This is a genomic window from Cupriavidus alkaliphilus, assembly GCF_014191175.1.
Classification (GTDB): Bacteria; Pseudomonadota; Gammaproteobacteria; order Burkholderiales; family Burkholderiaceae; genus Cupriavidus; species Cupriavidus alkaliphilus.
Genome location: NZ_JACHWE010000010.1, coordinates 72,412 through 86,706 on the forward strand (window position 1 = coordinate 72,412; position 14,295 = coordinate 86,706).

Here is a 14,295-nt window from a genome sequence, read left to right on the forward strand (position 1 = left end):
GATATGTGGTGTGACGGTACGGACACGCCGCGCAGCACTGGGTACGCCAGCGCGCCGGCGTGCCGCCGCGGCGCGCTGCGGCAAAATGGCGGCATTTCCTGCCATCCGGGCCGACCATGTATTCCAGGCTGCCGTCCACCTATGAACTGCTGGAAGCGCTTGCCGCCGCCTCGCCTGAGACCGCGCCTGCCGCCGCGCCGGACAGCCGGCTCGGGCGCGCGCTGTGGCTCGGCTTTGTCGCGGCGCTGGCCGCGACGATCCTGTGTGGCGCCGGCCTGGCCGTGTGGCGCCTGGGGCTGAAGCACGCCGTACCGCTCTGGTCGCTGCGCGGCTTCGAGGCCCTGCTGGCGCTGGCGGCCGCGTGCTATGTCGGCGCGGGGCTGGCCCGTGCCGGCACGGCGCTGGCGCGGCTGCGCCATCCGCTGCGCTGGCAGGCCGCCGAACTGGACCGCGACAGCGCCGCCGAAGACGCGCTGCTGCGCCGGCTGGCGCGGATCCCGCCGCAGCAGCTGCAGGCACGCCAGCGGCGCGTGGCGCTGCAGCTGCGGCTGTGGGAGGGCGCGGCGCGCATGCTGGCGGTGCTGCTGGCGCTGGCGCCGGCCGCCGCGGTGCTGGCCGCGCTGCCGCGCCAGCAGGCCGTGGCCGGCACGCTGCTGTGGCTTTACGGCGTGATGGTGGTGATCGGCGCCGCCTGCTACCTGTACCTGCATCTGCAATGCAGCCGGCCGCTGCGGCGCCTGGCCCATGTGCTGGGCGAGGCGGCCGAACTGAACGCGCAGCTCGGCAAGCGCACGGCGGGCGCGGGCTGACGCCGCTCACGCAACGGGTGCCGCCCCGTGCCCGTGGCGGACCCCGGCAGCGGCCCTTATGCGGTGGCTTCGATCCGGTCCATCAGCCGCGCAGGGATGCCACAACCCCGGCGATGCCGCACAATGGCGCCCGGGAGACCTATATCCGATGGACAAACTCAAGCAAATCGAAGCCTTTATCGCCGTGGTGGAGCACGGCAGCATGGCGGCCGCGGCGCTGACGCAGAACGTCACGCCGGTGATGATCGGCCGCCGCATCAACGCGCTCGAAGCCCGCATCGGCGTCAAGCTGCTGCACCGGTCCACGCGCCGCATCGCCGTGACCGAGCAAGGCGCGGTGTTCATGGAGCAGTGCAAGAAGGCGCTGGCCGACCTCGACCGTGCCGAGATGCTGATCGCCGAAGGCAAGCACAAGGCCACCGGCCACTTGATCGTGTCGGCGCCGGCGGCGTTCGGGCGCAAGCACGTGGCGCCGCACGCGCCGGCGTTCCTGGCCAGCAACCCCGAGGTGCAGATCTCGTTCAACCTGACCGACCGCGTGGTCGACCTGGTGCGCGAGGGCTATGACGTCGGCATCCGCATCGGCGGCGCCATCGATCCGAACTTCGTCGCGATCAAGCTGGCGTCGAACAAGCGCGTGGTGTGCGGCACGCCGGCGTACTTCGCCAAATACGGCGTGCCGCAAACGCTGGACGACCTGGCCCAGCACAACTGCCTGGCGTTCAACCTGCAGGGCGGCCAGCAGCGCGGCTGGTACTTCAGCCAGAACGGCAAGACCGTGACCGTGCGCGTCAACGGCAACCTGGACTGCAATGACGGCGAGCTGCTGCACCGCTGGACCGGCGAGGGCCTGGGCCTGGGCTGGCGTTCCACCTGGGAAATCCTGCCGCAACTGGAGAGCGGCGAGCTGATCACGGTGCTGGACGAATACGCGCTGCCCGCCTACGACATCCTTGCCGTGTACCCGCAGCAGCGTCCGGTTCCGGCCAAGATCCGCTTCTTCATCGAGCACCTGAAGGCGCAGTTCGCGCGCCCGGGCTACTGGATGGACACGGCGGGCGGCAACTGAGGCCGCCGCCGCATACGATGCCGATCGCCGCCTGGCTGGCCGACCTTGTCGTGATCGCGCACGCGCTGTTCATCGTGTTCGTGGTGGCGGGCGGCCTGCTGGTATTGCGCTGGCCGCGTGCCGCGTGGGTGCACCTGCCCGCCGCGGTGTGGGGCGTGCTGATCGAATGGGCCGGCTGGATCTGCCCGCTGACGCCGCTGGAAAACATGCTGCGCCGGGCTGCCGGGCAGGCCGGCTACAGCGGCGGCTTTGTCGAGCGCTACCTGTTGCCGCTGATCTATCCGGCGGGGCTGACGCCCGCGGTGCAGCTGTGGCTCGGCCTGGTGGTGCTGGTGGTGAACGTGGCGATCTATGCGCTGTGGTGGCGCCGGCGGCGCCACCACCATGCCAGGCGCTGAGCGACCGGCTTCAGCTTGCCGGCGTGAAGCGCGGCGCGCGTTTCTCGAGGTTGGCCAGCACCGCCTCGCGCTGGTTGGGCGAGCCCACCAGCCGGTCCTGCTCGTCGGACTCGGCCCGCAGGATGGCGGCGTGGTCGCCGCCCTCGGCCACCGCCATCAGCCGCTTGGCGGCGCGGACCGCATCCGGATTCTTCAGCGCGACTTCGCGCGCGGCCGCCAGTGCCGCGGCGCGCGGGTCATCGGCAAGGTAGGTGCCCAGCCCCAGCGCGCACGCCTCGCTGCCGCTGAGCACGCGCGCGCTGTAGATCAGCTCGCGCAGCACATCCGGGCGCACCAGCCCGCGCGTCAGCACCATGCCCGCCATGTCGGGCACCAGCCCCCACTTCAGCTCCATCACGGACAGCCTGGCATCCGGCGCGACGTAGCGCACATCCGCGCCCAGCGCCACCTGCAGTCCGCCGCCAAAGGCCACGCCATGCACGGCGGCAAAGACCGGCACCGGCAGCTCGCGCCAGACCATGCAGGCGTACTGCGGGCGGTTGGAGAGGCCGTGGGTGCGTTGGCCGAGCCGGCCCGCGCCGATGCTGTCGGGCTGCGACGCGCCCGCATCCTCCGACAACATGCCGGCCATGCGGCCCATGTCCAGGCCCGCGCAGAAGGCGCGACCTTCGCCGGACAGCACCACCGCGCGCAGGTCCGGCAGGCGCGCGAGCTGTTCGCCGGTCTCGATCAGGGCGTCGAACATGGCCTGGTCGAGCGCGTTCATCTTGTCGGGGCGGTTCAGGCGGACGTCGGCGACGCCGCCTTCGATCGTCACGAGGATACGTTCATTGCTGGCGCTCATGCGCGGGCTCCTTCGAAGTGGCGGTGGTGGCAGTCGCCGCGCTCAGCGGCCCTTGAACTGCGGCTTGCGCTTCTCGACGAAGGCAGCGACGCCTTCCTTGCAGTCTTCGCTGCGGCTGGCGCGCGACTGCAGCGTGGCTTCGACTTCCAGCTGCGCGGCCAGGTCGTTGTCGAAACTCTGGTTGAGGGCCTGCTTGATCATGGCGTAAGCCATGGTCGGCATGGTCGCCAGGTGGCGGGCCAGCTTGCCGGCCTCGTCCTGCAGCGCGGCGTCGTCATGGACCTTCCACACCAGGCCGATGCGGTGGGCTTCTTCCGCGTCGATCTTCTCGGCCAGGATGGCCAGCGCGCGGGCGCGCATCTCGCCGGCGTAGCGCGGCAGGAAGTAGGTGCTGCCGGCATCCGGGATCAGGCCGATCTTGGAGAACGCCTGCAGGAAGCTGGCGGAGCGCGCCGCCAGCACCACGTCGCCCGCCAGCGCCAGGCTCATGCCGGCACCGGCGGCGACGCCGTTGACCGCGGTGATGACCGGCTTGGGCATCTCGCGCAGCGCCATGATGAGCGGGTGGTAGCGCTCGCGCAGCAGCGTGCCGGAATCGGTTACTCCGCCGCCCTGGCGCGCGGCCAGGTCGGCGCCGGCGCAGAAGCCGCGGCCGGCGCCGGTCAGCAGCACGGCGCGCACCTCGGCATCGGCCGCGGCGCGGTCCACGGCCTCGCGCAGTTCGCGCAGGATGTCGGCGTTCAGTGCATTGAGCACGTCCGGGCGGTTCAGGGTCAGCGTGGCCACGCCTTCGCTGGCTTGGTAGAGGACGGTTGCCGTCATGGTGGTTCTCCTGGTTTCTGTGTCGTTGCGGGTGCGAGATCCGGTACCGCCGGCTATTGCGGCTTCTTCAGCGCGTCGGCGGAGGCGTCGCCGAGCTTGCTGCCGCCGTCGCAGTCGAGGATGGTGCCGGTGACGTAGCGGGCGTTGTCGCTGCTCAGGTACATCGCGGCGTCGGCGATGTCGTCCTTGGTGCCGTAGTCGCGCAGCGCTAGGCGCGCCTTGTAGCGGGCCTCCATCTCCGGCGTCGGCGCCAGCCGCGCCATGCCTTCGGTGTCGGCGATCGGGCCGGGCGAGATGCCGTTCACGCGCACCCCGGCCGGTCCCCATTCCATCGCCAGGCACTTGATCAGCATGTTGATGCCGGCCTTGGCGGCGCAGGCATGGGCCTGGAACATCATGGCGTTGACCGCCTGCGGCGCGGTGATCGCGATCAGCGACGCACCCGGCTTGTTGAGGTGGTCGAAGCTGGCGCGGAACACGTTGAAGGTGCCGAGCAGGTCGATATCGACCACGGTCTTGAAGGCATTGGCCGACATGCCGACCACGGGCGCCAGGAAATTGCCGGCGGCGCCGGAGATGACCACGTCGATCGGGCCCAGTTCGTCCTGCGCACGCACAAGGGCGGCTTCCACCGCCGCGTAGTCACGCACGTCGGCGGCCATGCCGATGGCGGTGCCGCCGGACGCGTTGATGGTGTCGGCGGCGGCCTGGATGCGCTCGGCGGTGCGGCTGATCAGCGCCAGCCGGGCGCCGGCGCGCGCAAAGCCGTGCGCGATGCCAAGGTTGATGCCGGACGAGGCGCCGGCGACGAATACGGTCTTGCCGGCAAAAGCGTCGGGGCGAAAGGCGCTGGGCATGGGAAGTCCTTTTCGATCGGGAAGCAGGGCGGATTCAGGCGAGGGCTAGCGCCGGCGGTGCGGCGGCACGGCAGATATCGCGCGATGGCGCATGGCGGTCTCCCTGTGATTGTTATCGTGTGCGGCCGCCACCGCAGCGTGGCGGGACGGCGCGGGCCTCTGGCGGGGCCTGCGGCATCCTAACCCGAAGGCGGGATTCGCTTTTCACGCGTGGCCAGCGCGCAAGCCCGCGCGGGATGCACACGAGCCGACCAGGCGGCTCTCCTGAGCGCAGGCGCCGCGCACCGCAACCTGCTGTCGGAAAAGGGAAAAACCGGTGCGGGACGGCACCGGTTCGAGGCCGCGGGGCAGCGCGCCATTCGGCGCCGCGGAACCCCGTCCTCAGAAAAAAGAAAGCCCGCACACCGTTGCAGCGTGCGGGCAGCCTGCCGACGATGAGGTGCCGGCAGGCAAGTGCTCATGAAGTGCGCCCCCGCGTCTTCATGGCGAGATGAAGTTTGCGCGCGGGCGGCCCGGCGTGCTTTGACTCACGTCAAGCGGCCGGCAAAGGCGGAAGAAGGAGGGAAGCTGAAGGCGGGCGGGTGCGTCGCGCCTAGGCCAGCAGCGCGGCAACGAGGTCCTTGCCACGCGCCACCGGCGCGGTTTCCTCGAAATGCAGCGCCCCTTCCACATGGCCCAGGTGGTCCACCATCAGCGTGACGGCGCGCTCGACATCGCCGGCACGCGCCGCCTCGATGAACTCGCGGTGCTCGTCCGACGAGCAGGCCGCGTCGCGGCGCGACTGGTACAACATGGTGATGACCGCGCTGCGCGTCGACAGCTCGCGCATCATCTCGGTCAGCACGCCGTTGCCTACCACTTCGGCCAGCACGATATGGAAGTCGCCCAGCAGCCGGGTGCGCACCTGGGCATCGTTGCCCGCCAGCGACTTGCGCTCGGCCGCCAGGTGGCGGTCGATGCGCTTGTAGTCGGCGGCGGTGGCCTTGGCGACAAACTCGCGCGCCAGCGCGGCTTCGAGGATGCGGCGCACCGCGAACACCTCGCGCGCCTCCTCGGCGCTGGGCTTGGCCACGAACGCCCCTTTGTCCGGCACGATCTGGATGACCTTGTCCTTGGACAGCATCAGCAGCGCCGCGCGCACCTTGGTGCGGCTGACGCGGTAGACGCTGGCCAGCGCCTCCTCGCGCAGCTTGGTGCCGGGCGGCAGGCGGTGCGAAACGATCGCCGCGACGATGTCGTCGGCAATCGCTTCGGCAGTCATGTCAGGATCGATATGCTCGGGCATGGCAGCGCACTTGCGCAGAGGCTGCGCGGTGGGGGAGATGCGTGATTCTAGCGCCCCGCGACCGGGCCCGGCACGATCGCCGCAGCGGTGGCGTCCTGCGCCATCGCGGCCAGGCCGGCATCCAGGTCGGACGCCTCGATGGTGCCGTTCAGCACCCCATGCGCCCGGGCGCGGTCGATGTCCTTCTCCCACGCGGCCACCACCACGGTGGCGACGCAGTTGCCGATCAGGTTGCCGAGCGCGCGCGCGATGCCGATAAACCAGTCCACCGACAGCACCAGCACCAGGCCGATCGCCGGAATCGCCGGGTGTGCCGACAGCGTCGCGGCCAGGATCACGATGGCCGAGCCGGGAATGCCGTGCGCGCCCTTGGAGGTGATCAGCGCCACTGCCAGGATGCCGAGCAGGTCGGCCATCGCCAGCGGCGTGTTGGTTGCCTGCGCGATAAAGACCGCGGCCAGCGTCAGGTAGATCGAGAACGCGTCGAGGTTGAACGAGTAGCCGGTCGGGATCACCAGGCCCACCACCGACTTCTTCACGCCCATGAACTCGAGCTTCTTCATCACCTGCGGCAGCACGCTGTCGGACGAGGCGGTGCCCAGCACCACCAGCAGCTCGGCGCGCAGGTAGCGGATCAGCTTGATCACCGAGAAACCGCAGGCGCGCATGATGCCGCCCAGCACCACCAGCACGAACACGATCACCGCGCCGTAGAACAGCAGCACCAGGAAGCCCAGCTGCTTGAGCGAGCCGATGCCGTACTTGCCCACCGTGAACGCCACTGCGCCCAGCACGCCCAGCGGCGCCAGCTTGATGATGAAGCCCATCATCTTGAACAGCGTGTGCGAGAAGGTATCGATCAGGCTGACCAGCGGCCGGCCGGGCTCGCCCACCAGCGACAGCGCGCAGCCGAACAGGATCGACACCACCAGCACCTGCAGCACGTCGCCGTTGGCGAAGGCGCCGAACACGGTATTGGGGATCAGCTTGAGCAGGAAGTCGACCGTGCCCTGGTCCTTGACCTTGGTCGCGTTGTCGATAAAGCCGGCGATGGCCGAGGCGTCGAGCGAACGGGGATCGACGTTCATGCCCACGCCGGGCTGGAACACGTAGGCCAGCACGATGCCCAGCGCCAGCGCGATGGTGGTGACGATCTCGAAGTACACCACCGCCTTGATGCCGACGCGGCCCACCTTCTTCAGCTCGCCGGCGCCGCAGATGCCGGCCACCACCACGCAGAACACGATCGGGCCGATCAGCATCTTGATCAGCTTGATAAAGGCATCGCCAAGCGGCTTGAGCTTGGCGGCGAATTCCGGAAACGCCAGGCCCAGTGCCGTGCCGATCACAAGGGCGATCAGCACCTGGCCGAACAGCGAGCGGGTAAAGCGGGTGTGCAGGCGGGGTGTACCCGGGCGCTGCTGCGAGGGAACTGCGTGCTGCATGGTTGTCTCCGTGCGGGGCCGGTCCCGCGCCTTGTGCGCTGGCTGGCCCATTTCGATCCAGGAATCACCGGCGGCCCGTGCTGCTCTGACGGCTGGGGTGGGCTGCCGGCCTTACGTTCTGGGCAGGGTTCCGGGTCGGGAACGCGCCACCGCGCGGATAGCCCCCCTGTTGGGGCGGACTCCACGCCATCCGTTGTCCGGACCGGATTGTCCGCAGCGGATTGTCTGAACGTGGAACCGAATATAGTGCATATCATTTTTGTATGCAATTTTTGAATTCACTGTGCTACCATGAATCGCACAGAATAGAGCTTCGGCCATGGGCGTCCCGCCCGCACTGGCACCCCGCCAGCCACGCCGCCGCGGCTTTCACGCACTTCCAGCAGGAGACACGCATGGCAGCAAATCCGTCGCCGTCCGCCGCAGAGACTGGCACGCGCATCATGGCCTGGGCCGACGCCCTGGCCGTCCACACCGAGCAGCCCGGCATGCTCACCCGCACCTACCTGACCGAGGCCCACCACGGCGCCGCCGCGCAACTGACCGAGTGGATGCAGCAGGCCGGCATGACGGTGCGCCGCGATGCCGCCGGCAACGTGATCGGCCGCTACGAGGGCACCACGGCCGACGCGCCGGCGCTGCTGACCGGCTCGCATTTCGACACCGTGCGCGACGCCGGCCGCTATGACGGCAACCTGGGTGTGATCCTGCCGATCGCGTGCGTGGCGGAATGGAACCGGCAGGGCAAGCGCTTTCCGTTCGCGCTCGAGGTAGTGGGCTTCGCCGAGGAAGAGGGTGTGCGCTTCAAGGCCACGCTGCTGGGCAGCCGCGCCATCGCCGGCACGTTCGACAACAACGTGCTTGACAACCTCGACGACAGCGGCAAGACCATGCGCGATGTGATGCGCGAGGCCGGTTTCGACGCCGCCGCGCTGCCCGCCGCAAAGCATGACCGCAGCAAGGTGGCGGCCTTTGTCGAGGTGCATATCGAGCAAGGCCCGGTGCTGCTGAACGAAGGCCTGCCGGTGGGCGTGGTGACCGCGATTTCCGGCGCGACCCGCTTCCTGGTCGAGCTCGAAGGCCTGGCCGGCCATGCCGGCACCGTGCCGATGGACATGCGCCGCGACGCCGCCATGGCCGGCGCCGAAATCGGCCTCTATATCGAGAAGCGCTGCGGCGGCAAGCCGGGCCTGGTCGGCACCGTGGGCCAGTTCAACGTGCCCAACGGCGCCACCAACGTGGTGCCGGGCCGCGCCGTGTTCTCCATCGACATCCGCGCCGGCGAGGACGCCGAGCGCGAGGCCGCCGTCAACGACGTGCTGGCCGAGATCGAGCGCGTCTGCGCGCGCCGCAACGTGCGCGCGCAGATCCGCAAGACCCACGAGGCCAGGAGCGTTCCGTGCGCCCCGTGGCTGCAAGAGCAATGGGCCGCTGCCATCGCCCGCCAGGGCGTGCCGGTGCGCCACCTGCCGTCGGGCGCCGGCCACGACGCCATGGCCATTGCCGCCATCGCCGATGTCGCCATGCTGTTCGTGCGCTGCGGCAACGGCGGCATCAGCCACCATCCCACCGAAACCATGACCGCCGAGGATGCCGCACTGTCCGCGCGCGTGTTCAGCGATTTCGTCGAGCACTTCCGGCTGCCGCAGTAAGCCAGCGCGCCCGGAAGCCCCACCCGAACCTCCTTCAGTTGTTACGAGAACAAGTCATGACCGCACGAGACAATATGAACCCCATCGAAACCACGCTGACGCAGTTCATCGACCAGCACCGCCCGCAGCAGGAAGCCTTCCTGGCCGAGCTGGTCAAGGTGCCGTCGGACAACCCGGCCGGCGATTGCGACGCGCACGGCAAGCGCGCCAAGGAACTGCTGGAGGGCCTGGGCTTCACGGTGGAGGCCCACAAGGTGCCCGAGGCGCAGGTCAAGGCCGCCGGCATGATCAGCGCCACCAACCTGATCGTGCGCAAGCAGTTCGGCACCGGCGGCCCGACCATCGCCATGAACGCCCACGGCGACGTGGTGCCTCCCGGCCTGGGCTGGACCAAGGATCCGTACGGCGGCGAAATTGTCGATACGGCCGACAGCGAGCACGGCCCGGTCATGTACGGCCGCGGCGTGGCGGTGTCGAAGTCGGACTTCGCCACCTACACCTATGCCGTGCTGGCGCTGATGGAAGCCGAGAAGCAGGGCGCGAAGATCAACGGCGCGGTCGAGCTGCAGTTCACCTATGACGAGGAAACCGGCGGCGACATCGGTCCGAAGTTCCTGCTGGACAACAACCTGAGCAAGGCCGACTACGCCATCTCGGCCGGGTTCTCGTACGGCATCACCTCGTCGCACAACGGCTGCCTGCACGTCGAAGTGACGGTCAAGGGCAAGCAGGGCCACGCCGCCATGCCGCACACCGGCGTCGACGCGATCGAGGCCGCCACCCACATCCTGCAGGCCATCTACGGCCTGCGCGCCGAGCTGGCCACGCGCAAGTCGAAGGTGCCGGGCATCGACACCGCCACGCTGAACGTCGGGCTGATCAAGGGCGGCATCAACACCAACGTGGTGCCGGACCTGGTGACCTTCCGCGTCGACCGCCGCATGATCCCCGAGGAAATCGGCTTCGACGCCGAGGGCGAGATCCGCGCCGTGGTCGAGCAGGCCGCCAAGGACCGCCCGGGCATCGAGGTGAAGGTCGAGCGCATCATCCTGGCCGAGCCGCTGTCGGAACTGCCGGGCGTGGAAAAGCTGATTGGCGCGCTGAAGAGCCGTGCCGAGTCGGTCTTCGGCGTGGAAATCCCGGTGCAGGGCGTGCCGCTCTACACCGATGCGCGCCACTACACCAAGCGCGGCATCCCCACCGTGCTGTACGGCGCCGGCCCGCGCACGCTGATGGAAGCCCGCGGCCACAACTCGGACGAGAACCTGCGCCTGAACGACCTGAACCGTGCCACCAAGGTGGTGGCGCTGGCACTGTCGGATCTGATGCAGTAAGGCATGACGCGTTGCCGGCGCACCACATAGCCGGCTGGCCAATGCAAAAGCGCCACGGGAACCGTGGCGCTTTGCTTTGCCTGCATGGCCGGGGACAGGTTGCTATAGGGAACGCCGCGATGTGTGTGCGACGCCCACTATCCAGATCACTCCTTCATTGAGTTCGTAAACCAACCGGTAATTCTCGTGCGCCACGTACTCACGAGCGCCAGTCAAGCGGCCCGCCGTGCCAAGTTCAGGGAACTGCTGCAGCCGCGCAGCCGCCTCGTTGAACCGCCGTTCCATCCGGACTGCGGCAACGGGATCATGCTGTGCGATGAAGCTCCGGATCGCTATACGTTGTTTCAGGGCCTGTGGCGTCCAAACGAGCTTCAAGTTTGCCGCAAGATCGCCGCGCACCAGGCGGCGGACTCCGCCTCCACCTGCTCGTTTGGAATGCCGATGCCGGCGCGCATGGAAGCTCTGCCTTCTTCAACCATCTGCTGAAAAAGGGCCTCGTCGTCGCGCGATTGCTGACGCTGCGCGAGATATTGACGTATCAAGGCTTCGGCCACCTGCGAGGTGGTAAGGCCTTCGGCCGCGGCCTCGGCCATGAAGGCGTCACGCAGTTGCGCATTCAGCGTGAGGGTAAACTTGGTTTCTTCCGACACAAGCATGTCCGGTGTCCTTTAATGACAGAGTACAGGCATTGTCGAAGCCGCGACACCTGCACGTCGATAAGACACGTCTGAACTTGCCGCAGCCGATTCCGCCTACACCGGCAGCGTCGCCGCCCCCGCCCCCAGCACCCGCTGCATCAGCACCGTATCGATCCACTGTCCATGCTTGAACCCCACCGCCTCGAGCCGGCCGACGGTGCGGAAGCCCAGCCGTTCGTGCACGGCCAGCGAGCCCGCGCCTTCGCCGGCGGCGGTGCACGCGATCACGGCGACCATCTGGCGCCAGGGGCCGGTTTCGCAGCGGGCGATCAGCGCGGCCAGCAGCGCCTGGCCCAGGCCTTCGCCGACGCGGCGGTGGTCGATGTAGATCGAGTCCTCGATGGCGAAGCGGTAGGCGCTGCGCGCGCGGTAGGCCGAGGCATAGGCGTAGCCCAGCACCTCGCCGTGCCGCTCCGCGACGAGGTAGGGCAGGCCCTTGCGGTGCACTTCGGCAAGGCGCAACCGCATCTCGTCGGCGCTCGGCGGCACTTCCTCGAACGAGGCGCGGCCGTGCTGCACGTGGTGGGCGTAGATGGCGTGGATGGCGACAATGTCGGCGGGGGTGGCGTCACGCAGCGTAAAGGGCTGGCGCGTGCGAGGACCGCGGGGCGCGGCGGTGGAAGCAGGAATGGAGGTCATCGGAAATGGCGCCTGGGGCAAGAACCGGTGCAACGCAGGATGCGTGCCGGTGGCGCTGCACCGCATGATGCTGCGCGCCGGCCACGGTCTTGTATATAGTGCGGATGGATTTGCACCGCATTAGTGCCGATGCCCTGCCGCGGGGCGCGGCCATCACAAGAAAGGACCTGCCATGATCACCATCTACCACAACCCCCGTTGCTCCAAGTCGCGCGAGACCCTCGCCCTGGTCCAGGCCGCCGCCGAGCGGCTGGGAGAGCCGGTGGAGATCGTGGAGTACCTGAAGGACCCGCCGTCGCTGTCGACGCTGCGCCAGTTGCACACCCTGCTGGGCGTGCCGGTGCGCGAGATGCTGCGCGACAACGAAGGCCCCTATGCCGAACTGGGCCTGGCCGACCCCGGCCTGACCGATGCCGAGCTGCTGGCGGCGGTGGCCGACAACCCGATCCTGCTGCAGCGTCCGGTGGTGGTGCGCAATCGCCGCGCGGCGATTGGCCGCCCGCCCGAGAACGTGGCGCCGCTGCTGGCCTGAAATAAAACCGGCCCCCACGGTGTGCGGGGGCCGGCCGGTCTGCGAGGCAGTCTGCTTCAGGCAGGGTCGTCTAATGAACACCCAGCCAGTGCATGGCCTCCTGACCGAAAGCGATGGCCGCCAGCACCACCAGCAGCACCACCAGCGTCACGGTGCTGACGTAGAGCGTGGCCTTGGCGACTTCGGCGTCCTCATCCGAGGAGTGGCGATGGGTAATGGGCGTGGCGTCCCGCGTGGCATGCGGCCAATGGATCCGGCCGGCCAAGTCTCTCAAGTGCAGGTCGGTAGGGAAACGCATGATCGACACCTCCTCGGCAGGCGCCGCGCGGTCCGGGCAGGATGCTCAAACGTCATATGGCGTGGCTGCGCAAGTGCGCCGGTTAGTCATGGCTCGTTTCGCCCGGTAACGCCATATTCGCTTCTACTATAGCCGGGCTGGCGCCGGATGCGAGCGAAGGCCTGCAAGGGACATGCCGCCGCGCTTGATGCGGCGCAACAGACGATCAGGACGATGTCGGCGGAGGTGAGGGCACGCTTGCGTTGGCTGCCACTTCCTCCGCCAGCGCCGCCAGCGCCGCTTCGCGCTCGCGTAGCGTCGCCAGCATGTTGCAGAACAGCGCGCCCTGTTCCATCGCATCGTCGAGCGCCACGTGGGTGTGCGGCAGCGGATCCATCCAGCCGGCCGGGAAGGCCGCCTTGACGGTCTTGCGATAGGGTCGCCCGGTCAGCGCGAAGCCCAGCGTCTTGACGTCGAGCGCGGCCCAGCCGAACGGCGAGCGCCCGGCGAAGCGCATCATGTACCAGAACATCCAGGTGAAATCGAAGCCCGCCGGAAACGCGACGAAGACCGGCTTGCCCGGCAGCGCCTCGACCCATTCGACATAGCGCACCATGGCGTCCTCGGGGCGCTGCAGGTCGCGCCGGCAGGCGCTCCAGGCTTCGGGCTGGGTTTGCCACCACTGCATCTGCACCGGGTGGCCGGCGGCGCCGGGCAGGGTTTCGAGGTTGGCCGAGAAGGTGCCGAGCACGGTCTTGTCCGCCAGCATCGCCACCGAGGCGAAGGACAGCATCGAGTGCGGCCCCGGGATCGGCCCATCGGCCTCGACGTCGGTGCTGACGTAGATCTCGGGACGGGTGTCGGGCGCCTGTTGCTTGGCCATGGCCTCAGCCCGCGTCGACCAGGTGATCGGCGACGAAGGGGTTGTTGCGGCGCTCCTCGCCGAAGGTCGAGACCGGGCCGTGCCCGGGAATAAAGGTCACGTCCTCGCCCAGCGGCCACAGCCGCGTGCGGATCGAGCGGATCAGGTCGGCGTGGTTGCCGCGCGGGAAGTCGGTCCGGCCGATCGACCCGGCGAACAGCACGTCGCCGACCACGGCCAGCCGGTTGGGACGCGAGAAGAACACCACGTGGCCCGGGGTATGGCCGGGGCAGTGGTAGACCTCCAGGGTTTCGTTGCCGAACGCCACGGTGTCGCCGTTCTCGAGCCAGCGGTCGGGCTCGAAGCTCTCGGCGTGGCCGAAGCCGAAGCGGCGCGTCTGCTCGGGCAGCTGCTCGATCCAGAAGCGCTCGTCCTGCTGCGGGCCCTCGATGGGAATGCCGAGTTCGCGCGACAGCGCCGCGGCGCCGGCGCAATGGTCGACGTGGCCGTGCGTCAGGAAAATCTTCTCCAGCGTGACGCCTTGCTCTTTCACCGCGGCGCGGATGCGGTCGAGGTCGCCGCCGGGATCGCAGACCGCGGCGGCGCCGGTGCTTTCATCGATCAGCAAGGAACAGTTTTGCTGGAAGGGCGTGACGGGAATGAGCAGGGCTTTCATGGAGATCTTTTGTGGCCGGCCCGGGCCTCGTGGCGGGCGATCGGCGGCAGTGCCCAGCATTGTAGCGCCGGGAAGGTTGGGCACGCCCGGCGGCTT

17 protein-coding genes are annotated in these 14,295 nt (G+C 68.7%); 6 read left to right on the forward strand and 11 right to left on the reverse strand.

Annotated elements, in window-relative coordinates; all coding sequences use genetic code 11:
• Positions 1–116 precede the first annotated feature (116 nt).
• From FHX60_RS25255 to FHX60_RS25265, 3 genes are all read left to right on the forward strand, one after another.
• A complete protein-coding gene (locus FHX60_RS25255; protein ID WP_112777050.1) occupies positions 117–809 on the forward strand; it encodes a hypothetical protein in 693 nt (230 codons plus the stop codon).
• 148 nt (positions 810–957) lie between these two features.
• The gene (locus FHX60_RS25260) at positions 958–1,878 is read left to right on the forward strand and encodes a LysR family transcriptional regulator (RefSeq protein ID WP_025586057.1); all 921 of its coding nucleotides are present in this window, start codon (positions 958–960) and stop codon (positions 1,876–1,878) included.
• Positions 1,879–1,895: 17 nt separating this feature from the next.
• Entirely contained in the window at positions 1,896–2,276 is a 381-nt protein-coding gene (locus FHX60_RS25265) for a DUF2784 domain-containing protein (RefSeq protein WP_092316691.1), read from the forward strand.
• A 10-nt stretch (positions 2,277–2,286) separates the two neighbouring features.
• Here FHX60_RS25265 and FHX60_RS25270 read toward each other — a convergent pair whose 3' ends face one another.
• From FHX60_RS25270 to FHX60_RS25290, 5 genes are all read right to left on the reverse strand, one after another.
• Complete coding sequence (locus tag FHX60_RS25270; protein ID WP_183284988.1) at positions 2,287–3,120, reverse strand: crotonase/enoyl-CoA hydratase family protein; 834 nt, start codon at positions 3,118–3,120, stop codon at positions 2,287–2,289.
• A 42-nt stretch (positions 3,121–3,162) separates the two neighbouring features.
• Positions 3,163–3,942, reverse strand: coding sequence for an enoyl-CoA hydratase-related protein (locus tag FHX60_RS25275; protein WP_112777052.1), 780 nt, complete (start codon positions 3,940–3,942; stop codon positions 3,163–3,165).
• 53 nt (positions 3,943–3,995) lie between these two features.
• Positions 3,996–4,799 (reverse strand): SDR family oxidoreductase, encoded by an 804-nt coding sequence (locus FHX60_RS25280; RefSeq protein ID WP_112777053.1) that lies wholly within the window; start codon positions 4,797–4,799, stop codon positions 3,996–3,998.
• A 592-nt stretch (positions 4,800–5,391) separates the two neighbouring features.
• Positions 5,392–6,084, reverse strand: a complete 693-nt coding sequence (locus FHX60_RS25285; protein WP_092316683.1) for a GntR family transcriptional regulator — start codon at positions 6,082–6,084, stop codon at positions 5,392–5,394.
• A 47-nt stretch (positions 6,085–6,131) separates the two neighbouring features.
• On the reverse strand, positions 6,132–7,529 hold the full coding sequence (locus FHX60_RS25290; RefSeq protein ID WP_092316681.1) for a C4-dicarboxylate transporter DctA: 1,398 nt from the start codon (positions 7,527–7,529) through the stop codon (positions 6,132–6,134).
• 395 nt (positions 7,530–7,924) lie between these two features.
• Here FHX60_RS25290 and FHX60_RS25295 point away from each other — a divergent pair, with 395 nt between their 5' ends.
• Positions 7,925–9,181: an allantoate amidohydrolase gene (locus tag FHX60_RS25295; RefSeq protein ID WP_183284989.1), complete on the forward strand. Its 1,257-nt coding sequence runs from the start codon at positions 7,925–7,927 to the stop codon at positions 9,179–9,181.
• Positions 9,182–9,237: 56 nt separating this feature from the next.
• Positions 9,238–10,515, forward strand: a complete 1,278-nt coding sequence (locus FHX60_RS25300; protein ID WP_183284990.1) for a M20/M25/M40 family metallo-hydrolase — start codon at positions 9,238–9,240, stop codon at positions 10,513–10,515.
• Positions 10,516–10,617: 102 nt separating this feature from the next.
• Here FHX60_RS25300 and FHX60_RS28025 read toward each other — a convergent pair whose 3' ends face one another.
• From FHX60_RS28025 to FHX60_RS25315, 3 genes are all read right to left on the reverse strand, one after another.
• Positions 10,618–10,914, reverse strand: a complete 297-nt coding sequence (locus FHX60_RS28025; protein WP_221210140.1) for a type II toxin-antitoxin system RelE/ParE family toxin — start codon at positions 10,912–10,914, stop codon at positions 10,618–10,620.
• Entirely contained in the window at positions 10,887–11,171 is a 285-nt protein-coding gene (locus tag FHX60_RS25310) for an antitoxin of toxin-antitoxin stability system (RefSeq protein ID WP_112777058.1), read from the reverse strand. The genes FHX60_RS28025 and FHX60_RS25310 overlap by 28 nt, the downstream gene beginning before the upstream one ends.
• A 96-nt stretch (positions 11,172–11,267) precedes the next feature.
• Positions 11,268–11,852, reverse strand: a complete 585-nt coding sequence (locus FHX60_RS25315; protein ID WP_183284991.1) for a GNAT family N-acetyltransferase — start codon at positions 11,850–11,852, stop codon at positions 11,268–11,270.
• Positions 11,853–12,024: 172 nt separating this feature from the next.
• On the opposite strand from FHX60_RS25315, the gene arsC reads away from it, so the two are divergent.
• Positions 12,025–12,384, forward strand: a complete 360-nt coding sequence (arsC, locus tag FHX60_RS25320) for an arsenate reductase (glutaredoxin) (RefSeq protein ID WP_112777060.1) — start codon at positions 12,025–12,027, stop codon at positions 12,382–12,384.
• A 70-nt stretch (positions 12,385–12,454) separates the two neighbouring features.
• Here arsC and FHX60_RS25325 read toward each other — a convergent pair whose 3' ends face one another.
• From FHX60_RS25325 to FHX60_RS25335, 3 genes are all read right to left on the reverse strand, one after another.
• Positions 12,455–12,682, reverse strand: a complete 228-nt coding sequence (locus FHX60_RS25325) for a hypothetical protein (protein ID WP_012354224.1) — start codon at positions 12,680–12,682, stop codon at positions 12,455–12,457.
• Between the two features lie 205 nt (positions 12,683–12,887).
• Positions 12,888–13,544: a 3'-5' exonuclease family protein gene (locus tag FHX60_RS25330; protein ID WP_112777061.1), complete on the reverse strand. Its 657-nt coding sequence runs from the start codon at positions 13,542–13,544 to the stop codon at positions 12,888–12,890.
• A gap of 4 nt (positions 13,545–13,548) precedes the next feature.
• Positions 13,549–14,199, reverse strand: coding sequence for an MBL fold metallo-hydrolase (locus FHX60_RS25335; RefSeq protein ID WP_092316665.1), 651 nt, complete (start codon positions 14,197–14,199; stop codon positions 13,549–13,551).
• Between the last annotated feature and the right edge of the window lie 96 nt (positions 14,200–14,295).